This window comes from Mesorhizobium sp. M1423, assembly GCF_040317575.1.
Classification (GTDB): domain Bacteria; phylum Pseudomonadota; class Alphaproteobacteria; order Rhizobiales; family Rhizobiaceae; genus Mesorhizobium.
Window position 1 is genome coordinate 248,896 of sequence record NZ_JAMYKU010000001.1, and the last position, 20,318, is coordinate 269,213.

General features: G+C 63.1%; 21 protein-coding genes and 1 tRNA gene. 16 read left to right on the forward strand and 6 right to left on the reverse strand.

The window, feature by feature from the left end; translation table 11 throughout:
• Positions 1-128: 128 nt before the first annotated feature.
• The 9 genes from uxaC to recQ all read left to right on the forward strand — a co-directional run bounded on the left by uxaC (position 129) and on the right by recQ (position 9,467).
• Positions 129-1,538, forward strand: a complete 1,410-nt coding sequence (uxaC, locus tag NKG95_RS01265; RefSeq protein WP_353039734.1) for a glucuronate isomerase — start codon at positions 129-131, stop codon at positions 1,536-1,538.
• Positions 1,539-1,575: 37 nt separating this feature from the next.
• Positions 1,576-2,553 (forward strand): TRAP transporter substrate-binding protein, encoded by a 978-nt coding sequence (locus NKG95_RS01270; RefSeq protein WP_023719698.1) that lies wholly within the window; start codon positions 1,576-1,578, stop codon positions 2,551-2,553.
• A gap of 103 nt (positions 2,554-2,656) precedes the next feature.
• Positions 2,657-3,184 (forward strand): TRAP transporter small permease, encoded by a 528-nt coding sequence (locus tag NKG95_RS01275; RefSeq protein ID WP_023719697.1) that lies wholly within the window; start codon positions 2,657-2,659, stop codon positions 3,182-3,184.
• A 4-nt stretch (positions 3,185-3,188) separates the two neighbouring features.
• Positions 3,189-4,469, forward strand: coding sequence for a TRAP transporter large permease (locus NKG95_RS01280; RefSeq protein WP_023719696.1), 1,281 nt, complete (start codon positions 3,189-3,191; stop codon positions 4,467-4,469).
• Positions 4,470-4,479: 10 nt separating this feature from the next.
• Positions 4,480-5,256, forward strand: coding sequence for a FadR/GntR family transcriptional regulator (locus tag NKG95_RS01285; RefSeq protein ID WP_352480962.1), 777 nt, complete (start codon positions 4,480-4,482; stop codon positions 5,254-5,256).
• Between the two features lie 28 nt (positions 5,257-5,284).
• Positions 5,285-6,142: a 5-dehydro-4-deoxy-D-glucuronate isomerase gene (gene kduI, locus NKG95_RS01290; RefSeq protein WP_353039736.1), complete on the forward strand. Its 858-nt coding sequence runs from the start codon at positions 5,285-5,287 to the stop codon at positions 6,140-6,142.
• Positions 6,139-6,906, forward strand: a complete 768-nt coding sequence (gene kduD, locus NKG95_RS01295; RefSeq protein WP_352845254.1) for a 2-dehydro-3-deoxy-D-gluconate 5-dehydrogenase KduD — start codon at positions 6,139-6,141, stop codon at positions 6,904-6,906. Before kduI ends, kduD begins: the two co-directional genes overlap by 4 nt.
• 24 nt (positions 6,907-6,930) lie before the next feature.
• On the forward strand, positions 6,931-7,269 hold the full coding sequence (locus tag NKG95_RS01300; protein WP_353039738.1) for a cupin domain-containing protein: 339 nt from the start codon (positions 6,931-6,933) through the stop codon (positions 7,267-7,269).
• A gap of 362 nt (positions 7,270-7,631) precedes the next feature.
• Positions 7,632-9,467 carry a DNA helicase RecQ gene (gene recQ, locus NKG95_RS01305; RefSeq protein WP_353039740.1) on the forward strand — a complete coding sequence of 612 codons (1,836 nt, stop codon included), beginning with the start codon at positions 7,632-7,634 and terminating at the stop codon, positions 9,465-9,467.
• A gap of 21 nt (positions 9,468-9,488) precedes the next feature.
• On the opposite strand, the gene NKG95_RS01310 is transcribed toward recQ, so the two are convergent.
• Positions 9,489-9,743, reverse strand: a complete 255-nt coding sequence (locus NKG95_RS01310) for a hypothetical protein (RefSeq protein WP_245278615.1) — start codon at positions 9,741-9,743, stop codon at positions 9,489-9,491.
• A gap of 197 nt (positions 9,744-9,940) precedes the next feature.
• Positions 9,941-10,834 carry an alpha/beta fold hydrolase gene (locus NKG95_RS01315; protein ID WP_353039741.1) on the reverse strand — a complete coding sequence of 298 codons (894 nt, stop codon included), beginning with the start codon at positions 10,832-10,834 and terminating at the stop codon, positions 9,941-9,943.
• Between the two features lie 740 nt (positions 10,835-11,574).
• Here NKG95_RS01315 and NKG95_RS01320 point away from each other — a divergent pair.
• Both NKG95_RS01320 and NKG95_RS01325 read left to right on the forward strand, forming a co-directional pair.
• On the forward strand, positions 11,575-12,174 hold the full coding sequence (locus NKG95_RS01320; protein WP_352494133.1) for a TetR/AcrR family transcriptional regulator: 600 nt from the start codon (positions 11,575-11,577) through the stop codon (positions 12,172-12,174).
• A gap of 76 nt (positions 12,175-12,250) precedes the next feature.
• On the forward strand, positions 12,251-12,826 hold the full coding sequence (locus NKG95_RS01325) for a DUF308 domain-containing protein (RefSeq protein ID WP_353039743.1): 576 nt from the start codon (positions 12,251-12,253) through the stop codon (positions 12,824-12,826).
• A gap of 129 nt (positions 12,827-12,955) precedes the next feature.
• Here the strand turns inward: NKG95_RS01325 and NKG95_RS01330 are convergent, their stop codons facing one another.
• The 3 genes from NKG95_RS01330 to NKG95_RS01340 all read right to left on the reverse strand — a co-directional run bounded on the left by NKG95_RS01330 (position 12,956) and on the right by NKG95_RS01340 (position 14,975).
• The gene (locus NKG95_RS01330; protein ID WP_353039745.1) at positions 12,956-13,804 is read right to left on the reverse strand and encodes a DUF2182 domain-containing protein; all 849 of its coding nucleotides are present in this window, start codon (positions 13,802-13,804) and stop codon (positions 12,956-12,958) included.
• A gap of 10 nt (positions 13,805-13,814) precedes the next feature.
• Positions 13,815-14,453 (reverse strand): DUF1326 domain-containing protein, encoded by a 639-nt coding sequence (locus NKG95_RS01335; protein WP_353039747.1) that lies wholly within the window; start codon positions 14,451-14,453, stop codon positions 13,815-13,817.
• A 432-nt stretch (positions 14,454-14,885) separates the two neighbouring features.
• A tRNA-Ser gene (locus NKG95_RS01340) sits at positions 14,886-14,975 on the reverse strand.
• 338 nt (positions 14,976-15,313) lie between these two features.
• Between NKG95_RS01340 and NKG95_RS01345 the strand changes: the two genes are divergently transcribed.
• The 3 genes from NKG95_RS01345 to NKG95_RS01355 all read left to right on the forward strand — a co-directional run bounded on the left by NKG95_RS01345 (position 15,314) and on the right by NKG95_RS01355 (position 17,077).
• On the forward strand, positions 15,314-16,006 hold the full coding sequence (locus NKG95_RS01345) for a 50S ribosomal protein L21 (protein WP_352961881.1): 693 nt from the start codon (positions 15,314-15,316) through the stop codon (positions 16,004-16,006).
• A 98-nt stretch (positions 16,007-16,104) separates the two neighbouring features.
• Positions 16,105-16,374, forward strand: a complete 270-nt coding sequence (gene rpmA / locus NKG95_RS01350; protein WP_023678077.1) for a 50S ribosomal protein L27 — start codon at positions 16,105-16,107, stop codon at positions 16,372-16,374.
• Positions 16,375-16,489: 115 nt separating this feature from the next.
• Positions 16,490-17,077, forward strand: coding sequence for a GNAT family N-acetyltransferase (locus NKG95_RS01355; protein ID WP_352480956.1), 588 nt, complete (start codon positions 16,490-16,492; stop codon positions 17,075-17,077).
• 10 nt (positions 17,078-17,087) lie between these two features.
• Here NKG95_RS01355 and NKG95_RS01360 read toward each other — a convergent pair whose 3' ends face one another.
• Complete coding sequence (locus NKG95_RS01360) at positions 17,088-17,957, reverse strand: endonuclease/exonuclease/phosphatase family protein (protein WP_352588214.1); 870 nt, start codon at positions 17,955-17,957, stop codon at positions 17,088-17,090.
• Between the two features lie 171 nt (positions 17,958-18,128).
• Between NKG95_RS01360 and obgE the strand changes: the two genes are divergently transcribed.
• Together obgE and proB are read left to right on the forward strand one after the other, a co-directional pair.
• Complete coding sequence (obgE, locus tag NKG95_RS01365) at positions 18,129-19,160, forward strand: GTPase ObgE (protein ID WP_023719681.1); 1,032 nt, start codon at positions 18,129-18,131, stop codon at positions 19,158-19,160.
• Positions 19,161-19,162: 2 nt separating this feature from the next.
• Positions 19,163-20,317: a glutamate 5-kinase gene (gene proB, locus NKG95_RS01370; protein WP_023719680.1), complete on the forward strand. Its 1,155-nt coding sequence runs from the start codon at positions 19,163-19,165 to the stop codon at positions 20,315-20,317.
• The last annotated feature ends 1 nt before the right edge of the window (position 20,318 follow it).

Here is a 20,318-nt window from a genome sequence, read left to right on the forward strand (position 1 = left end):
CGTAACACCCGTTGCCGTCACGCACAATGGGCAATGGCCGACGAAAAGTCATCATACAACAACCCATTTTTTGTATGTTGACATTATTTCTTTCCAACCCTACCGATGTCCGGATTGGGAGGATTTACGTGGCCGCATTGACGGATCCAGATTTGCTGTTTGCCGCCGAGGCGCGCCCGCTTTCGCTGGCCCGCGATCTCTACGCCGCGGTCAAGGACCTGCCGATCGTCAGCCCGCACGGCCACACCGATCCGCGCTGGTATGCGCTCAACGAGGCGTTTCCCGATCCGGCGCAGTTGCTGATCGTGCCGGACCACTACATTTTCCGCATGCTGTTCAGCCAGGGTGTTCGGCTTGAGGAGCTTGGCGTGCCGACGCGTGACGGTTCGCCGGTGGAAACCGACGGCAGAACGATCTGGCGGCGCTTCGCCGAGCATTATTACCTGTTCCGCGGCACGCCGACCCGGCTGTGGTTCGACCATGTGCTCGCCCATCTGTTTGGTATCGACGAGCCGCTGAATGCCAAGACGGCCGACCGCCACTACGACACGATCGCGACGCTGCTGCAGTGGGAGAATTTTCGCCCGCGAGCGCTGTTCGAGCGCTTCAACATTGAGGTCATCGCGACGACCGAAGGCGCGCTCGACGATCTCAGATGGCACCAGATGATCCGCGACAGCGGCTGGGAGGGCCGCGTCGTCACCGCCTATCGGCCGGATGCGATCGTCGATCCCGACTTCGAAGGCTTTTCGGCCAATCTCGACCGGCTTGGCGAGATCACCGGCTGCGACACCGGCAATTGGGCCGGCTATCTCGATGCGCATCGCCAGCGGCGCGCCTTCTTCAAGAGCTTTGGCGCGACTTCCTCCGATCACGGCCATCCGACGGCCGAAACCGCCAATCTCTCGGATGCCGCCGCCGAGGAGCTGTTCAACCGCATCCGCCGGGGCTCGAACGACGAGCGCGAGCGAAAGCTGTTTCGCGCCCAGATGCTGACCGAGATGGCCAAGATGAGCCGTGACGACGGGCTGGTCCTGCAAATCCATCCCGGCTCCTGGCGCAATCATTCGCCGGCTGTCTTTCAGAAGTTCGGCAGGGACAAAGGCTTCGATATCGCGACTCGAACCGATTATGTGACGGCGTTGAAGCCGCTGCTCGACTGTGTCGGGCTGGAGCGCGATCTCACCATCATCCTGTTCACCCTCGACGAGACCAGCTATGCGCGCGAGCTGGCGCCGCTCGCCGGTGTCTACCCGGCATTGAAGCTCGGGCCGGCCTGGTGGTTCCACGACAGCCCCGAAGGCATGCGCCGGTTCCGCGAGATGACCACCGAAACGGCCGGTTTCTACAACACCGTCGGTTTCAACGACGACACCCGCGCCTTTCCATCCATACCGGCCCGCCATGATGTGGCGCGCCGGGTCGATTGCGCATATCTGGCGCGTCTCGTCGCCGAGCATCGGCTCGGCGAGGACGAGGCGCACGAGCTGGCGCAGGAACTTGCCTATACGCTCGCGAAAAAGGCGTACCGGCTCTAACGGCGCTTGCCGCCATCGTTCAAACGGGAGGAAACCAATGCTGCATTTTTCAAGACGGGCGGGAGCTACGCTACTTGCCGCCGCACTGCTGGCCGGAACGGCAAGCGCCCAGACGGTCCTGCGCTCGTCTGACACACACCCGGACGGCTATCCGACGGTCGAGGCGGTCAAATATTTCGGCGAGCTCGTGAAAGAGCGCACGGCCGGCCGCTATGTGGTCGAACTCTATCCTTCCGCGCAACTCGGCGAGGAAAAGGACACGATCGAGCAGGTGCGCACCGGCGTGATCGATCTCAACCGCGTCTCGATGGCGCCGTTCAACGGGCTCATCCCGGAGACCACCGTACCCTCGCTGCCCTACATCTTCCGTTCGGAAGACCATATGCACAAGGTCATGGACGGGGCGATCGGCGACCAGATCGCGGCGGCGTTCGACCAGGTCGGGCTGGTGCTGCTCGCCTTTTACGATGGCGGCTCGCGCTCCTTCTACAATTCGAAGAAGCCGATCAACACTGTAGCCGACATGGCCGGCATGAAGTTCCGCGTCATCCAGTCCGACATCTTCGTCGATATGGTGGCGGCACTCGGCGCCAACGCGACGCCGATGCCGTATGGCGAGGTGTATTCGGCGATCGAGACCGGGGTGATCGACGGTGCGGAGAACAATTTTCCGAGCTACGACACCGCCAAGCACGCGGAAGTCGCCAAATACTATTCGCTCGACGAGCACACGATGGTGCCGGAAGCCTTCGTCATGGCGAAGTCGAGCTGGGACAAGCTGACGCCGGAAGACCAGGCGATCTTCAAGGCGGCCGCCAAGGAGAGCGTCGCCAAGCAGCGCGAGCTGTGGACCGCCAAGGTCAAGGAATCGCGCGCCAAGGTCGAGGCGGCCGGTTCGCAGATCACGACGCCGGATAAGCAGCCCTTCATCGACGCGATGGGCCCGGTCTACGAGAAGCACGTCAAGGACGACAAGCTGAAGGCCATGGTCGAAGCCATCAAGGCCGTGCAGTGATCAAGCGGCGGCGCGGACATCCCGCGCCGCCGTCCTCTTGCGGAGAAAACCGGTGACTTCCAGCCTAAAACCAAGACCGCTCCTGTCCGGCGTCGCGCAAGTGATGTCGCGCGTCAGCACGGCGGCGCTGTCGATCGCCGGCATCGGGCTGGTGCTGATGACCGCCTTTGTCGCCTGGCAAGTGTTCGGCCGCTATGTTCTGAATCGTTCGCCGAGCTGGACCGAGCCGGGCTCGGTGATGCTGATGAGCTGGTTCATTTTCCTCGGCGCTGCCGTCGGCGTGCGCGAGAACTATCATCTCGGCTTCGACGTCCTGCTCTACGTGCTGCCAAAAGGCGGCAAGCGCTGGCTGCGGATGATTTCGGACCTCGTCGCGCTCGCCTTCGGCATCGGCATGATCTGGTATGGCAGCCAGCTGGTCGCATTGACCTGGGGCTCTGTCTTGCCGTCACTCGGCATATCGGGGGGCTGGGACTATGTCCCGCTTGTCGCGGGAGGCGCGCTCATCGTGCTCTTCACGCTGGAGCGCATCGTGCTTCGCCTCTCCGGCGCGCCGATCGACGATGCCCTCGATGAATTGCCGCCGGCCGAAGTCGCAGCCGAACTCGACACCGCCAACGTGAAGGTCTGACGCCATGGAACTGTGGATTCTCTTCGGCGTCTTCACCCTGCTGATGCTTATCGGCACGCCGATCGCTTTCTGCCTCGGCGTCGCAAGCCTGGCCACCGTCCTCTATATGGGCCTGCCGCCGCTGATCGTCTTCCAGCGCCTGAATTCCGGCATGAGCGTCTTTTCGCTGCTGGCCATTCCGTTTTTCATCTACGCCGGCGACTTGATGGTGCGCGGCGGCATCGCCAGCAAGATCGTTGCCTTCGCCGGCTCGCTCGTCGGCCATTTGCGCGGCGGCCTCGGGCAGGTCAACATCGCGACCGCTACACTATTCGGCGGCATTTCGGGCTCCGCGGTGGCGGAGGCAGCCGCGGTGGGCGGCCTGATGATCCCGCAGATGAAGGCGCGTGGATATGGAGCGGACTACGCCGTCAACGTCACGTCGATGGCGGCGCTGATCGCGCTGCTGCTGCCGCCGTCGCACAACATGATCATCTACGCGATCTCGGCAGGCGGAAAGATCTCCATCGCCGATCTGTTCACGGCCGGCATCATCCCGGGCCTGCTGCTGGCCCTGTCACTGATGGTCACCGCTTATTTCGTGGCGCGCTCCCGCGGCTATCCGACCGAGCCGTTTCCGGGCTTCACCGCGGTCGCGCATCTTTTCGCCGTCGCGGTGCCCGGCCTGCTGCTGATCGCGATCATCTTCGGCGGCGTACGATCGGGCGTCTTCACGGCCACCGAGAGTTCCTGTATCGCCGTCATCTATGCGCTGCTCGTGACTGTCTTCGTTTACCGGCAGATGACCTGGGAAGGGTTCGTTCATGCCACCCATGGCGCCGTGCGCACCACGGCCATGGTGCTGCTTATCATCGGCATGGCGGCGGCATTCTCGTGGCTGATGGCCTTCCTGAAAGTACCGGCAGCGCTGATAGCCTCCATGAACGCGATCTCGGACGATCCGCTGGTCGTGCTTCTGCTGCTCAACCTCTTGATGCTGTTCCTCGGCACGTTCATGGACATGGGGCCGACGATCATCATTTGCACGCCGATCTTCCTGCCCGTGGCGCAGGCCTACGGCGTCGATCCGGTGCATTTCGGCGTCATCATGATCCTCAATTTCGGCATCGGGCTGAACACGCCGCCGGTGGGCGCAGTGCAGTTCGTGGCGTGCGCAGTGGGCAAGATATCCGTCTGGGAATCGATGCGCTCGATCTGGCCGTTCTATGGCGCAGGCCTCGTGGTGCTGGCGCTCGTCACTTACATTCCAGCCATTTCGCTATGGCTGCCGAGCGTCTTCAAATAGGGGTTGCGACATGGCATCGGACACCGCAGTCGGGCTCCGCGTCGAACGAAGACCGAAGCTTTCGGAAACCGTCGTCGCCGCGATCCGCAAGCAGTTGCAGGCGGGCGAGATCCAGCCTGGGCAAAAGCTGCCGACCGAGGGCCAGTTGACTGAAACCTTCGGGGTCAGCCGCACCGTGATACGCGAGGCGCTGGCCAAGCTTGCCGCGGACGGCCTGGTCGAGCCGCGCCAAGGCGCCGGCGTCTTTGTCACCGAGCATATCTCGACAGCGTTCGGGGCTCTGGCAGCGGAGATGGGCAGCAAGGATTCAATTGCCCTCAACGTGCTCGAAGTCAGGTTGGCGATCGAGATCGAATCCGCCGGGCTCGCCGCCCTCCGCCGTAACGCCGCACAGGAAGCGGCGATCCAGGAAGCCTTCTTCGAGTTCGAACGGCTGCTCCTCAACAGCGAGCCGACGGGACCGGCCGACCTCGCCTTCCACCGCGCAATCGCCAGCGCCACCAACAATCCGTTCTATGTCGAGATGCTCGATGTGCTCGGCCGGCGCGCCATCCCTTGCGATGTGACCTCGCCCTGGTCGACCGAATTCGCGCAGTCCGACGCCTACCAGCGCGGCCTGCAGCGCGAACACCTGATGATCCTTAATGCCATCTCGGCAGGCGATGCCGAGGCGGCACGGGAGGCGATGCGCGCGCATCTCGGTGCCAGCCAGCAGCGCTATCGCGAGCGCCTGCACGCGCGCCAGGTGTTTTATGCCGACTCGGTCAAGGCCGCGGCAACTGAATAAGCAATTGAGGCAGCTCCATGGGACAGCAATGAATCACACCGACAATCACACGGATTTTACCTCGCGCTTCGCCATCGATCCTGTTTCTGCCGCGGCGATGGGTACGGACGAACTGCGTCACAATTTCCTGATCGAGGACTTGTTCCAGCCAGGCCGTATCAGCCTGACCTACACCCACTACGACCGCATGATCGTCGGTGGTGCCATGCCCGCCGGCGCGCCGCTGCCGCTGCGGGCGATCAAGCCGACCGGGACCAAGAATTTTCTCGACCGCCGTGAGATTATCATCGTCAACATCGCCGGTGCAGGCATCGTGACAGCCGGCGGTCAATCCTACGAGCTGCAGGCGCGCGACATGCTCTATCTCGGCATGGGCACGGATGAGGTATCGTTCGCTGCGACCAATCCGGCTGAGCCGGCTAAGTTCTACCTGCTCAGCGCGCCGGCGCATCAGAGCCATCCCAACCGGCTGATCCGCATCGGCGATGCCAAGCGGCTTGATCTCGGCAGCCAGGCGCCCTCCAACGAACGCTCGATCTTTCAGTTCATCCATGCCGATGGCGTGAAGACCTGTCAGCTGGTCGTCGGCATGACCCAGCTTGCCCCTGGTTCGGTCTGGAACACCATGCCATGCCATGTGCATGACCGGCGCATGGAGGCCTATCTCTATTTCGACCTGCCGGAGACGGCGCGGGTGTTTCACTTCATGGGCGAACCGGACGAAACGCGTCATCTCGTCGTGCGCAACGAGGAGGCGGTGCTGTCGCCGGGATGGTCGATCCATTCGGGCGCCGGCACCTCGAACTACACCTTCATCTGGGCGATGGCCGGCGACAATGTCGACTATACCGATGTCGACCTGGTGGCGATGGAGGAGCTCAAGTGAGCGACCTCGCGGCCTTCAGCCTTGCCGGCAAGCGTATCCTCGTCACCGGCGCCAATACCGGCATCGGCCAGGGCATCGCCGTGTCGATCGCGCGTGCCGGCGGCGCGGTCGTCGGCGTCGGTCGCTCGGCGATGGACGAGACGGCGGAGAAGATTGCGGCGGCCGGCGGACGCTTCGAGGCGGTCCGCTGCGACCTTGGCGATGATGCCGCCGCCCAGGCGATGCTTGACCGCGTCTGGGACGATACGGGGCCGCTCGACGGCCTGGTCAACAATGCCGGCATTATCCGGCGTGCCGATGCGGTCGACTTGACCGAAGCCGACTGGGACGACGTCATCGGCGTCAACCTCAAGACGGTGTTCTTCCTCAGCCAGAGTTTTGCCAGGCGCGTGCTTGCCGACCCGGGACGGCGTGGCAAGATCGTCAACATCGCCTCGGTGCTGAGTTTTCAGGGTGGCATCCGTGTCGCCTCCTACACCGCCTCCAAACATGGCGTGCTCGGCATCACCCGACTGCTCGCCTGCGAATGGGCGGCAAAGGGCATCAACGTCAACGGCATTGCGCCAGGCTATATCGAGACCAACAACACCGAGGCGCTGCGTGCCGATCCCGACCGCAGCGCTTCGATCCTGGCGCGCATTCCGGCCGGGCGCTGGGGCGCGCCGGAAGACATCGGCGACGCAGCCGTCTTCCTGCTGGCGCCGGCGTCGAACTATATGCACGGCGCGGTGGTGCCGGTGGATGGCGGCTGGCTGGCGCGATGAACAACAAAAGATGAGAGTTTGGCGATGACCGGAACCAAGATCTTCTCGCATGCCGGCGAGGGTGCGTGGACGCCGACGCCGGATGGCAACCGCCGGCGCGTGCTCCTGCACACGGACGAGCTGATGATGGTCGAGTTCGGTTTCGACAAGGGCGGCGTCGGCGCGCTGCACTCACACCCGCACGTCCAGGCGAGCTACGTCGCCGAAGGCCGTTTCGAGGTCATCATCGACGGCAGGACCGAGATCCTGGAAACCGGCAGCAGCTTCATCGTTCCTTCCAACCTTGCCCATGGCGTCAAGGCGCTGGAGGCGGGACGACTGGTCGACAGCTTTACGCCGCACCGCGCCGATTTCCTCGACTGAGCTGCGGGCCCGAAGATCAGGCAGCCGGTTCTCGGAACGAAAAACCCGCGCCTCCGGAGAGACGCGGGCGTGTTGCCTGGGCGCTTGTGGCGCCGCGGTACTCAAAACATCACCGCAGAACCTGAACCTGCCGAATGATGGTGAAGATAGGATTAACCGCTCCGAGGCGGCGCGATATTCACAGTCAAGGCGAATAGGGGCTGGAACGACGATCCGATATCGGCCAATGAGAGAGAAGTTCGCTCCAGGCGGTGCCGCGGACAGGACCAGAGGGGTCGATAAATGTTCGAATCTGCTGTCCAGGCAATCACCTGCCAATTCGCCGGGAAATTTCGGCAGGCCGTGTCCGCGAAAGTTCTGTAATGCAGATTGCGGCAAGCATCCCGGCAGAGGATTCCAAGCGGCGCGTCCTGAAGGATGTCTTCGGCTTCGATGATTTTCGTCTCGGCCAGGCGGCCGTGATGGAGGCGCTGCTGGCCGGGCATCATGTACTGGCCGTCATGCCGACGGGTGCGGGCAAATCGCTCTGCTACCAGGTCCCGGCGCTGGTGCTGGGCGGGCTCACCATTGTCGTTTCGCCGCTGGTAGCGCTGATGCAGGATCAGGTCGCCGCACTGCGCCTTGCGGGTGTGGCGGCCGATACGATCAATTCCTCGCTCGACCGGGATGCCAATGTCGCTGCATGGCGCCGCGTCGCGGCAGGGCAGACACGGCTGCTCTATCTTGCGCCGGAGCGGCTGATGACCCCGCGGATGCTCGAGGCGTTGACCAAGCTCGATGTCCGGCTGATCGCCATCGACGAGGCACATTGCATCTCGCAATGGGGACCGGCGTTCCGGCGCGAATATGAAGAATTGTCGCGGCTGCGCGATGTCTTCCCGAAAGTGCCGATCATTGCGCTGACGGCGACGGCGGACGAGACGACGCGCACCGATATTGCCGCGCAGCTGTTCGACGGGCGCGTCGATACCGTGGTGCTCGGCTTCGACCGGCCGAACATCAAGCTAGGCATCGAGCCCAAGCAGGACAGCAAGCGCCAATTGCTGGGTTTTGTGCAGCGCCATGCCGGCCGCAGCGGGATCGTCTATTGCCTGTCGCGCAAAAAGACCGAAGAGATGGCGGCGTTCCTCGAGCGGAACGGCGTACGCGCGCTCGCCTATCATGCCGGCATGAGCAAGGACGCGCGTGAAGCGAATCAAAACGCTTTCATGACCTTGTCCGGCGTGGTGATGGTGGCGACCATCGCCTTCGGCATGGGGATCGACAAGCCGGATGTCGCCTATGTCTTCCACACCGACCTGCCGGGCAGCTTGGAAGCCTACTATCAGGAAATCGGGCGGGCGGGCCGCGACGGGCGGGCGGCCGAGGCACATATGCTCTACGGTCTCGGCGATATCCGCATGCGCCGGCTTTTCATCGAAGACGAGGACGCGCCGGCTGAGCACAAAAGGCGCGCGCATGGCCGGCTCGATACGCTGATCGGCTATTGCGAGACGACGCAGTGTCGCCGCCAGATCCTGCTTGGCTATTTCGGCGAAAGTGCCTCGCCTTGCGGCAATTGCGACAACTGCCTCGACCAGGCGCCGCATGCGGATGGCGACGCGGAGGCGGGGATCATCCTGGCAGCGATCACACAGACCGGCGAGCGCTTTGGCGCTGCCCACGTTGTCGATGTCCTGCTCGGCCATGAGACCGAGAAGGTCCTGGCCAGGAACCACCACAGGCTTGCTAGCTTCGGCACCGGTGTGGCGCATAAGAAGAGTCTCTTGCTGTCGCTGCTTCGCCAACTCGTCGCGGGAGGGTTCCTGACATTGGACTCAGCCGGCCATGGCGGCCTCGCCGTCGCCGAGAAAGGCCGTGAACTCGCCCGGGGCGAGGCTTCATTCCGGTATCGCGTGGACGCGCGCCAGTCATCGCGAGGCAAGATACGTCCTGTGGATACCGCAGCAGGCACGGAAGGTCTGGATTCGGCGCTGCTGGCCGCGCTCAAGGCGGTACGGCTGCGTCTTGCCCGGGAACGCCAAGTGCCGGCCTTCGTGATCTTTTCGGATCGTACGCTGATCGATATGGCCGAACGCTGCCCGCGTGATCTAGACGCCTTCGCCGCGGTCAACGGCGTCGGCGCCGCCAAGCTCAAGGATTTCGGCGAGATATTCCTCGGCGCGATCGCTGCGCATCAGTCCGGTCTCTCGGGTTGAAGACCCACTCCAGCGACGCAATCAGCACCTGCTTCGTCTCGCCGCTGCAATCGCAGCCTCCTGCTGCCGCAAGCGCTCGATCTTCGCGCTTTGGCGGGCAGCGACGGTCGAGGCGACACGCTGCCCTCCCCACAGCCAGTCCGGAATGTTGGTGTGGACGACTTTGCCGCGAGCGATGGCTGTTGCCGACATCTCGTCAGCGACCGTGCCGATCGCCACGTTGAGCTCGACGCAACTCATCTTGTCGTATTTCGCAGCATCAAAGGATGCAGGCAAAGGCGATGCACAACTTCCGACAAACATCAGGCTGCATATCACAGGCGTGGCCGTGGAGATCGGCTTCATTCTCTTATCAAGCACGTTGATGCCGGACAGACGAATATCGGAGGATTCGCGACCTCGGGCCGCGAAGCACTCCCGAGGTTCCGCGTAACTGAAGCATGTGACCTCTACAACCCTCTGTCCTGACCGTCCTATTTGTCCTCGAAGAATTCCGAGAGAACCGCTGCTACCGTGTCGGGGTGCTCTTCTGGGAAAAAGTGCCCGCCTTGGACAGCGCGTCCTTCCACTCTGTCAGCCCATTTCCTCCAGATAGCCAGCGGCCCGCCTTCTTGCGCATACCAGTTCTCCAGGGCGCCTTCGCCACTCCATAGCGCCATTAGCGGGCACTCGATGCGACGACCGTTTGCCTGGTTCAGCGCGTCATGTTCACGATCGATCGTCGCAGCGGCGCGATACTCTTCGCAGATCGCATGAATATGCGCGGGATCGCGAAGCGCATCAACATAGGCGTCCCTGACCTCTTTGGAGACCATTTTCGTCGACGATCCCCATTGCGTTATTGCATCGTCGACGACTGCATCGGGAGCCGCGCCGATCAGACGTTCCGGCAGGGGCTCCGGCTGGGCAAGCAGGCTCCAGGGCCAGAAGCCGAGCGCCAGTCTGGCATCCGCCCGATCCCATGTTGCGGCGGTGGGGACGATGTCGAGGACGGCGATTTTGAGCACTTTGTCGGGATGGTCGAGCGCCAGGCGATAGGCAACCCGCCCGCCGCGATCATGCCCGGCAACCATGAACCGCTCAAACCCCAGTTGCTTCATGGCTTGAACCATGTCGCCGGCCATGGCGCGCTTGGCGTATTGGCTGTGATCGGCAGAGGAAACCGGGCATCCGCTTTGGCCATAGCCTCGAAGGTCGGCGGCGACCACCGTGAAGCGGGGCGCCAAGGCTGCGGCGATATCCCTCCACATCAGATGCGTCTCTGGAAAACCGTGAAGAAGCAGCAGCGGCGGACCGGTGCCACCGACCCTTGCGAAAATGGTCGTATAGTCCAGTCGCAAGCTGGTGGCTCTGAAACCTGCAAACACCGTCAGCCTCCTCCGGCGCCGTCAGACAAACTCTCTAAGGGCGCTAACGGTCGCCTGAGGCGAAAACCCCGGCCGCGATGGCCAGGGTTCAAGCCGGCCAATTGCTAGAATCGAAACCAGACCCAGACGCGCCTGCGGAAGCACCGCCTGCGCCGATAGCCATTCCGCCAGTAAACGCGACAGACCCTTCTCCAAGCACGCCGGCGGCGCCGGCGCGGCCGGTGCCACCGGCGATGATAGACTGGTTGCAACTCTGCTTGAGTATCGTCGTCGAAGGTCTCGACGTCCGGCGCCTCGAGTTCATCGAGAATGCCGTTTCTGGCAGTTGGAACGCCGGCCACTGCGTTGATTGGCCGAACCGTGCTTGCAAGGGCCGCGGCCCCGGCAATGCCAAACATTCCTGTCAAAAATAGTCGCCGATCCATGGAAACCTCCCAATCTTCAACCAGCGATAGAACAAGGCTAACGATGGGGAGATAGCGCAGTCGGTGCAAACGCCTAGTGCCGCGCGGCGATTGCGATGATCCGGTCGGCCGAAGGGTGTCGCCTTCTCCTCGAAGTGGGACGGCTACTTCGATCGACAAACACTCGGCGCTTTTTTGAATTGATGGCGGCCGAGACACAAGGAACATCGAATGACGTCTGCGCCATAGCCACCCAATTCCACGCTACTGCTCTCGCTTTGGTCGTTGCGTTGCAAGAGGGCTTGACTGCCATCCTACCAGAAGGTAGGTAGGGGCATGGGCAACGTGTCTACTACCTCCGACGACATCCTGGCTTGTGCGCGTTCTCTGATCGTCGCTGGCGGCTACAACGGTTTCAGTTATGCCGACATCGCTGATGTGGTCGGGATTCGTAAGGCGAGCATCCATCACCATTTCCCAAGCAAGGTCGATCTGGTCCGAACGCTGGTTGCGCGGTATCGGGAAGAAGCTGAAGCGGGGATGGCGAATCTCGAACTTCAGGTCTCCGATCCGCTCGAACAGCTTCAGGACTACGCTGGCTATTGGGAAGTCTGCATCGCGGATGCCAGCGCTCCGTTTTGTATCTGCGCGCTGTTGGCAAGCGAGCTCCCCGTGCTGCCCGAGGAAGTTGGCCTTGAGGTCCGGGCGCATTTCCGCTCCCTGTCGGCTTGGCTGACATCCGTGCTGGAGCGCGGTGCGCGGCTCGGCCGATTCCAACTGATGGGTGCCCCTCGTGCCGAGGCTGAAGCGTTCATGGCGACTGTCCACGGCGCGATGCTTTCGGCACGGGCCTATGGCGATCCGAAGATATTCGCCGTCGTGACACGCCCGCTCCTGGAGCGGCTCGCTCCGCGTTCCCTCCAGATACAATCCTAAGACCTCAAATAACCATCGCCGTAACGGCTCTGCGACGTTCGTCGAGAGACCTACCTACTAGTCGAAAGGACATCCAATGACGGTTCACAATAGCGATCTTTCCCGCGCCAGCCAGGAACAATGGCTCAAGCTCTATTACTTCGCACGGACGGCGGTCTCGGCTGTCTGGGTGGCGGCTGCCTTTACAGTGGGACAGAATTCCGGGGTGGCGGCGGCGGTTTTGCTCGTGGCTTATCCTGCATGGGATGCCCTCGCCAATTTTGTCGACGCATCGCGCAGCGGAGGATTGGGACAGAATCGCACCCAGACCATCAACGTCGTGGTCAGTGTGGCGACAACGCTCGCGGTCGTTGTTGCGCTGAAGATGAGCATGAATTGGGTGCTCGGGGTGTTCGGCCCATGGGCGATCCTGTCTGGCCTGCTTCAACTCGGCACCGCGGTCCGCCGTTGGAAGAGCTCTGGCGCGCAGTGGGCGATGATCCTGAGCGGAGGGCAATCAGCACTGGCAGGCACGTTTTTCATCGCGCAGGCGCGGATGCCGATGCCGCCATCCATCACCAACGTGGCCGGCTATGCCGCAGTAGGCGCCCTCTACTTCCTGGTTTCGGCGGTGTGGCTGAGTGTGAGCCAATTGCGGCGGAAGGCTGCATAGCCCGCCATCTTGAGCCATCACCGACCCGATCAGAGGGCTGCCAGCTGCTAGTATCGGTTCGCCAAACACAACGACCCGCCCTTATCCTTAAGGACCGATATGTTTGGAATTTCACCACCCGGCTGGGGGCTAGCCGCTCATCCAAGGCATCTCGATCGCGCCGAACGATACAGCGATCCCGAGGGCCATCAGCGCAATGCCCAAAGCAACTTCGAAGCGGCGGCCGCGCTGCAGCAGCTTCTCGACGAAGACGACCAGCGTCAACAGCAGCATCCAGGCGATGCTCATGATGCCCACCGCGACCAGCACGGCAAACAGCGCCCAGCAGCAACCAAAGCAATAGAGCCCGTGCCGCAGCCCCATCTCGAGTGCGCCAACCCGCCCGTCGCGCCAATGCTGCGCAACGAAAGCGAGCGGCGAACGGCAATGGCTGAGGCAAATGTGCTTGAGGGTCGTGAATTGGTAGAGTCCGGCGACGCCAAGCGTGATACCGAGCGCGAGCGGCGCCCATTTCGAACGCTGAGGCGGATCGAGGCTGGTCGCAAACTCGCTTCCGAACTGGACCAGGACATACACGAGAAGGCCCGCCGCCGCCCAGACGAGCATGTAACCCGCGACGAATATCCACGTCGGGATGGCAACGTGCTGTTCGCGCATGGCCTGCGCCGCCGCGAACATAAAGATCATGGGCGCGGCCGCCGGCAGCATCATGGCAGCCATCATCACCGTCCATACAGCAAGAAAGGCGGCGGCGCCGGCGAGTGACCAGCCGTCGGCGGCAATTCCGGCCATCGCCATGCCGGCCATGCCTTCCATACCCTCCATCCCGCCGCGCACCGCAATGCCCATAGGCATATCCATGCTGAGGGTCAGCGCCCACGCCGCCGCTGTTAGCACGACGAGCGATGCGAGAAGGCCGAGCGGCATGCCACGCAAATTCCGGAGCCGCGACGATTTCCCGGGGAACGCGTCAGGCATCGGCACGTCCCTAGTTCGGGCCGGTCCAGTCGAACGGAATGTGTTTGCTCGAGCGCGCCGTGCCCGTCCAGTCGAGCCCGAAGCCTTTGGTGCTCACCTCGACCGAACGCCCCCAGGTGGCAACCTGGCCCGGGCCGACCTCCGAGCCCGGCGGGTTGATCGTCTGCACCCGCTTGCCGGGTGGTGTTGTGGGACCTGAAAGCGCTTCCGCATGCCCGACGACGAGGCCAGGAATCTCGACCCGCCAGGTGGCAAGGTCGCCCGCCACCTCGAAAGTGATCGGCACGAACTCCATGCCACGCATCTCGCCGATGTTGGCGGCAAAACCCGCCGGCCAGCCGCCAACCTGCCCGCCGAAGATCGCCTGCAGGGCTTCACGTTGCCGCTCGTTCGCCTTCTCGTCGAGGTACATGCCCATCACGGCCTTTGCCTCGCCGGCCCATAGATTGCCTTCGAACTCGCCGAGCGCCACCAGCGACAGGCCGTCGAGCTTCACGTCGCCATACTGACCCTCGCGTACATGCCAGGCGAGCACGCCCTGGCAGTGATTGCCGGTCGGCCGCTGGGCGAACTCGCAAGGGCAAGGGATGTCGCAGCTGCAGATGTCGAACCAGTCGCCTGCGAGCCGCCATTGAGGCACTGCATTCATGGCTCTTCCTCCCGGAATGTAGCGCCATTTATACGTCGAAGGCGGGGCGCACTCCAGCAGTTAGTGCATCGCTCGCTGATTTTTGGTGGACTTGACGCCCCAGACACAAGTCACCGCGTTTTGATCAGGAACTGCTCGCAACAGAACCCAGCCGCCATCCAGTGCGACCACGGAAGTGGTTTCCTGCTCCGTTCCATGTGATCGATGAGGTCGTGGGTAGGTTCGCGACGGGTCGATCACCAAATACACGATCCAGCTGACGCTCGCTTGACCCACATTGCGAACCGACAACCTTCCGCAACACCGCTCGGTTGCTTGGTCAACGACCTAGCGGGCCAAAGGTTAACGCCGGGCTGCAATTGAGCTCCGCGGCTTCACGAGCATTTATGGCTGAGTTCGGCAGGCCAAATCAAAAAATGAAGTTAGTATCACTGGCGGAGAGGGAGGGATTCGAACCCCCGATGGGCTTGCACCCATGCCGCATTTCGAGTGCGGTGCATTCGACCACTCTGCCACCTCTCCGCGGTCATGGTCCGCCGTTGCCGGCGCGGCGCACTAGATAACGGCTGGACAGGCAGGTTACAAGGGCCAATCTGCCCCGGCGCCGCAGGTTCCCGTCCGTGCTGCGTTCAAAGCTGCGGTGCCCGATGTTCCATGTTTGCCGGACTGGGCTCAGCCCATTCGCAGCTTGCCCGCGGCGCTTGCCTTGACTCAAGCCGAACCTTCGGTTAGGGACAGCGCGCAATCGGCGTGGAGGGATCTTCCGCGCCGCTTGTTTTTTGAACCCGCAGACTGACAAAAAGACGGCCGAACCGCCTCAGGCGGTTCATCAAGGCCGACCGAACAGCGAAAGGCAAAAAATGTTCGCAGTCATCAAAACGGGCGGCAAGCAGTATCGCGTTGCCGCCAACGATCTCCTGAAGATCGAAAAACTCGAAGCCAATGTCGGCGACATCGTCGAGATCGGCAATGTGCTCGCGCATGGCGAAGGCGAGAACGTCACGTTCGGCGCGCCGTTCGTCGATGGTGCGATGGTCACCGCCGAAGTCGTCGAGCAGGGCAAGAACCGCACGGTCATCGCCTTCAAGAAGCGTCGCCGGCAGAATTCGCGCCGCAAGATCGGCCATCGCCAGCTTTTGACCACTGTCAGGATCGCCGAGATCCTGCTGGGTGGCGCCAAGCCGGCGAAGAAGACCGCCGCCAAGACCGAAGCGAAGGCCGAAGTTGCCGCCAAGACCGAGGCGAAGGCTGAAGCTGCGCCGAAGGCCGCAGCCAAGGCAGAGGCTGCGCCGAAGAAGGAAGGCAAGGCCGAGGCAAGTGAAGCCGCCGCGCCGTTGTTCAAGGCGCCGAAGGGCGAGCCGGATGACCTGACGGTGATCAAGGGCATCGGCCCGGTTGCCGCCGGCCAGCTCAACGAACAGGGCATCACCACCTTCGCCCAGATCGCCAAGCTGTCCGACAAGGATGTCGCCAAGATCGACGAGCACATGCCGTTCAGCGCCGACCAGATCAAGGACTGGCGCGAGCAGGCCAAGGAATTGGCGAAGAAGTAGAACGAACCGGCGCAATCGTCGCCGGATCGGACTTGAAACGGAACGCGAACGCGTTCATAAGATCGTTTAGGCGCCTTGCGGCGCATCGGAGTAGTTAGATGGCACACAAGAAAGCTGGCGGATCGTCGCGCAATGGTCGCGACTCCCATTCCAAGCGGCTCGGCGTGAAGAAGTTCGGCGGCGAAGCCGTGATTCCGGGCAACATCATCATTCGTCAGCGTGGCACGACGTGGCATCCCGGCACCAATGTCGGCATTGGCACGGACCACACGCTGTTTGCGCTGGAAGCTGGCGCAGTCACCTTCAACAAAAAAGCCAATGGCCGAACCTACGTATCGGTGAACCCGATGACGAAGGCAGCGGAGTAGCCGGTTCCGCAAGAGAACACCGGCACCCATCTCGGGACCGGTGTCTGGCCAAGCCAGGAAATGGATCAGGGGAGATGGGTTTCCATCTCCCCTTTTTCTTGCCTGGAGGACTGACATGGTTGCCGAAGCGGAAGCGACAGACGACGAAAGTTACGCGATAGATTGCCCGGTCCTGGTCACCGAGCGGCTGGTCATGCGGGCCCCGCGTGAAAGCGACATCGAGCAATTGGTGGCGCTCGCCGATAACCGCCATGTCGCGGAAATGCTGGCCCGCATGCCGCATCCCTATGGCGAGGCCGAGGCACGCGCTTTCCTGGCTATGACGGCATCGCGCCGGGCCGGAATCGCCTATGCGTTGACGCTGGCCGGCACCGAGACCTTCGTCGGCTGTGCCGGGCTCAACACCACGGATCGCGGGCTGGAGCTCGGCTATTGGATCGGCGAGCCGTACTGGAAACGCGGCTACGCGACGGAGGCAGCGCACGCACTGGTCGACCTTGCCTTCCAGAGAACCACGATCCAGGTGCTGCACGCCTCGACGCGGGTGATCAATCCGGCCTCGCGCCGGGTCATCCACAAATGCGGCTTCCAGTATGCCGGCCAGGGCATGCTGAATTCGATCGTTGCCGGCCAGGTGCCGGTCGAGCGCTACCGCCTCGATCGCAAGACCTGGACCAGCCTCAGGAATTGGGTGCATTTTTGATGGATGCGGCTCACGCCATCTCGACCCAGACCGGCAAGTGATCCGAACCGGCCGCTTGCCGGTCGACCCACAGGCGCCTCAGCGATTTGGTAAGCGAGGCGCTGGTGAAGATGTAGTCGATGCGCTTGTGGCGGCTGGCATCGCCCGGCCGCTTGGGGTCGACCCAGGTGACGAGATCGGCGCCGGCCGCGCCGAGGCGCGCGGCGGCATCGACGGCGAGGTCGGCGGTCACCGGCATGCCGAATTCATGGTCAGGCTGGCCGGCGAGTTCGACGTGTTCCGGCGATCCGGCGAGCATGTTGAAGTCGCCCATGACGACGAAGGCTTCGGGACAAGGCAAGTCCGGTAAGCCGATCTCGGCGACGCCGGAGAGCCCACCGCCCTCGAGCGGGTAGTTCAACAGGCGTTCGCGCAGAAAGCGGATCTGGCTCAGGCGTTCGACCGGGCTGCGATGGTCGAGATGAGTGGAATAGAAGCGGACGAAGCCAAGCGGCGTTTCGATCAGCGCCTCCAGCGCGCCGCGCTGGAAGTTCATCGCCTCGAAACTGCGGCTGCGCGGCAAAAGGAGATTGCGCGACAGATGGATCGGCGTTCTCGACAGCACCATGTTGCCGAGCTGGAAGGTGGTCGTGATGGCGCGGCCGTTCTCCAGGCGCGATCCGGCGTCGGCTTCGAAATTGCTGCCGTAGACGGCAAAATAGTCGGGCAGCGCCTCGCCGAGCTCGGCCACCATGTCGCGGCCGCCATTCTTCGGGTTGGCGCGGGTGACCTCCTGCAGCGCGATCACGTCGGCGCCGCGCACCGCATCGGCGATGCGACCGACATCATAGCGGCCGTCGAGGCCGATGCCGTAGTGGATATTGTAAGTTACCAGCTTCATTCCGACATCTCGCGCTTGGAAAGCCGAAGATCGATTTTCGGCAAGGGTCAACCAAATGCTACGCGTCCAGAGATACGCGCGACGTTACAGTAGCAAAAACGGCCCTCGCCCTTCGACCCGCCTTGCTTTAGAGCAATCCCGCAAAGCCAATAGCAGAAACCATACAATCCGATGAAATTTCTCGATCAAGCCAAGGTCTACATCCGCTCCGGCGACGGCGGCGCCGGTTCGGTGTCGTTCCGGCGCGAAAAGTTCATCGAGTTCGGCGGCCCGGACGGCGGCGACGGCGGCCGCGGCGGCGATGTCTGGGTGGAGGCGGTCGACGGACTAAACACGCTGATCGACTATCGCTACCAGCAGCATTTCAAGGCCAAGACCGGGACGCACGGCATGGGCCGCAACATGACCGGCGCCAAGGGTGCCGACGTGACGCTGAAAGTGCCGGCCGGAACACAGGTCTTTGCCGAGGACAATGAGACGCTGATCTGCGATCTGACGGTCGTCGGCCAGCGCTTCCTGTTGGCCAAGGGCGGCAATGGCGGCTTCGGCAACCAGCATTTCAAGACCTCGACCAACCAGGCGCCGCGCCGCGCCAACCCCGGACTGCCGGGCGAAGAGCTCAATATCTGGCTCAGGCTGAAGCTGATCGCCGATGCCGGCCTGGTCGGGCTGCCCAATGCCGGCAAGTCGACCTTCCTGGCGGCCGTCACCGCGGCCAAGCCGAAGATCGCCGACTATCCCTTCACCACGCTGCATCCGGGCCTTGGCGTGGCCCGCATCGACGGGCGCGAATTCGTCATTGCCGACATTCCCGGCCTGATCGAAGGCGCGCATGAAGGCGTCGGCATCGGTGACCGCTTTCTCGGCCATGTCGAACGCACGCGCGTCCTGCTGCACCTCGTCTCGGCGCAGGAAGAAAATCCGGGCAAGGCCTACAAAACCGTGCGCGCCGAACTCGACGCCTATGGCAACGGGCTGACCGACAAGGTCGAGATCGTCGCTCTTTCGCAGGTCGACATACTCGATGCCGACGCACGCAAAAAGAAGGCCGCCTCGCTGAAACGCGCCGCCGGCCGCGCGCCGATGCTGCTTTCGGCGGTCACCGGCGAGGGCGTCGAGGCGGTGTTGCGAGCGCTGATGGCTGTGGTGGCGGAGGCGCGCGAAGCTGTCGCTGCGCCGGTCGAGACGCGCTGGAACGCATAGCCATGGCCGCGCAATCGCTGAAAAATTATCGGCGCATTGCCGTCAAGATCGGCTCGGCGCTGCTTGTCGACCGCACGACGGGCCTGAAGCGCGACTGGCTGGCCTCGCTTGCCGACGACATCGCCGTGCTGGCCAATGGCGGCGCCGAAATTCTCGTTGTGTCTTCCGGTGCGATTGCACTTGGCCGCACCATCCTTGGCCTCGGCAAGCGGGCGCTGAAGCTCGAGGAGAGCCAGGCGGCGGCCGCCGTCGGGCAGATCGCCTTGGCCGGCGCCTGGTCGGATGCGCTCGGCAAGAATGGTTTGAAATCGGGCCAGATCCTGTTGACGCTCGGCGACACGGAAGAGCGCCGCCGTTATCTCAACGCGCGGGCGACGATCTCGACGCTGCTCAAGATGAAGGCGGTGCCGGTCATCAACGAGAACGATACGGTGGCCACCTCCGAAATCCGTTATGGCGATAACGACCGGCTGGCGGCGCGCGTCGCCACCATGATGGGCGCCGACCTTTTGGTGCTGCTCTCCGACATTGACGGGCTCTACACGGCACCGCCTGCGCGTGACCCGCACGCTCGGTTCATTCCGATCGTCGACCGCATCACCCCCGACATCGAGGCGATGGCGGGTGCCGCCGCTTCGGAATTGTCGCGCGGCGGCATGCGCACCAAGCTCGATGCCGGCAAGATTGCAACCGCCGCCGGCACCGCCATGATCATCACATCAGGCACGCGGCTGTCGCCGCTGCTGGCAATCGAGCGCGGCGAGCGCGCCACCTTCTTCCGGCCGAGCAGCAGCCCGGTCAAAGGTTACAAGACCTGGATCGCCGGGCAGCTCGAACCGGCTGGCCGGCTGACCGTCGATGCCGGCGCCATCGGCGCGCTGCTCTCCGGCAAGTCGCTGCTGCCGGCCGGCGTCAAATTGGTCAGCGGCAATTTTGCGCGTGGCGACACGGTGGCGATCCTGTCGCCCGAGGGCCGCGAGATAGCGCGCGGGCTGGTTGCCTATGATGCCGCCGATGCCGTAAGGATCGCTGGGCTGAAGACGACCGAGATCGAAACCGTGCTCGGCTACGAGGCGCGTTCGGCGATGATCCACCGCGACGACCTTGTGGTGAGCCATGCCGGTGGTGAGCAAGTAGTCGGTGACCAGGTTACATAGC

Excerpts from the sequence above, each read along its gene's own strand:
- NKG95_RS01300 (WP_353039738.1), top strand. The coding sequence starts at position 6,931 with ATGACCGGAACCAAGATCTTCTCGCATGCCGGCGAGGGTGCGTGGACG.
- proB (WP_023719680.1), top strand. The coding sequence starts at position 19,163 with ATGGCCGCGCAATCGCTGAAAAATTATCGGCGCATTGCCGTCAAGATC.
- rpmA (WP_023678077.1), top strand. The coding sequence starts at position 16,105 with ATGGCACACAAGAAAGCTGGCGGATCGTCGCGCAATGGTCGCGACTCC.
- kduI (WP_353039736.1), top strand. The coding sequence starts at position 5,285 with ATGAATCACACCGACAATCACACGGATTTTACCTCGCGCTTCGCCATC.
- obgE (WP_023719681.1), top strand. The coding sequence starts at position 18,129 with ATGAAATTTCTCGATCAAGCCAAGGTCTACATCCGCTCCGGCGACGGC.
- NKG95_RS01335 (WP_353039747.1), bottom strand. The coding sequence starts at position 14,453 with ATGAATGCAGTGCCTCAATGGCGGCTCGCAGGCGACTGGTTCGACATC.
- NKG95_RS01320 (WP_352494133.1), top strand. The coding sequence starts at position 11,575 with ATGGGCAACGTGTCTACTACCTCCGACGACATCCTGGCTTGTGCGCGT.
- NKG95_RS01285 (WP_352480962.1), top strand. The coding sequence starts at position 4,480 with ATGGCATCGGACACCGCAGTCGGGCTCCGCGTCGAACGAAGACCGAAG.
- NKG95_RS01355 (WP_352480956.1), top strand. The coding sequence starts at position 16,490 with ATGGTTGCCGAAGCGGAAGCGACAGACGACGAAAGTTACGCGATAGAT.
- NKG95_RS01360 (WP_352588214.1), bottom strand. The coding sequence starts at position 17,957 with ATGAAGCTGGTAACTTACAATATCCACTACGGCATCGGCCTCGACGGC.
- NKG95_RS01275 (WP_023719697.1), top strand. The coding sequence starts at position 2,657 with ATGTCGCGCGTCAGCACGGCGGCGCTGTCGATCGCCGGCATCGGGCTG.
- NKG95_RS01345 (WP_352961881.1), top strand. The coding sequence starts at position 15,314 with ATGTTCGCAGTCATCAAAACGGGCGGCAAGCAGTATCGCGTTGCCGCC.
- NKG95_RS01270 (WP_023719698.1), top strand. The coding sequence starts at position 1,576 with ATGCTGCATTTTTCAAGACGGGCGGGAGCTACGCTACTTGCCGCCGCA.
- NKG95_RS01330 (WP_353039745.1), bottom strand. The coding sequence starts at position 13,804 with ATGCCTGACGCGTTCCCCGGGAAATCGTCGCGGCTCCGGAATTTGCGT.
- recQ (WP_353039740.1), top strand. The coding sequence starts at position 7,632 with ATGCAGATTGCGGCAAGCATCCCGGCAGAGGATTCCAAGCGGCGCGTC.
- NKG95_RS01280 (WP_023719696.1), top strand. The coding sequence starts at position 3,189 with ATGGAACTGTGGATTCTCTTCGGCGTCTTCACCCTGCTGATGCTTATC.
- NKG95_RS01325 (WP_353039743.1), top strand. The coding sequence starts at position 12,251 with ATGACGGTTCACAATAGCGATCTTTCCCGCGCCAGCCAGGAACAATGG.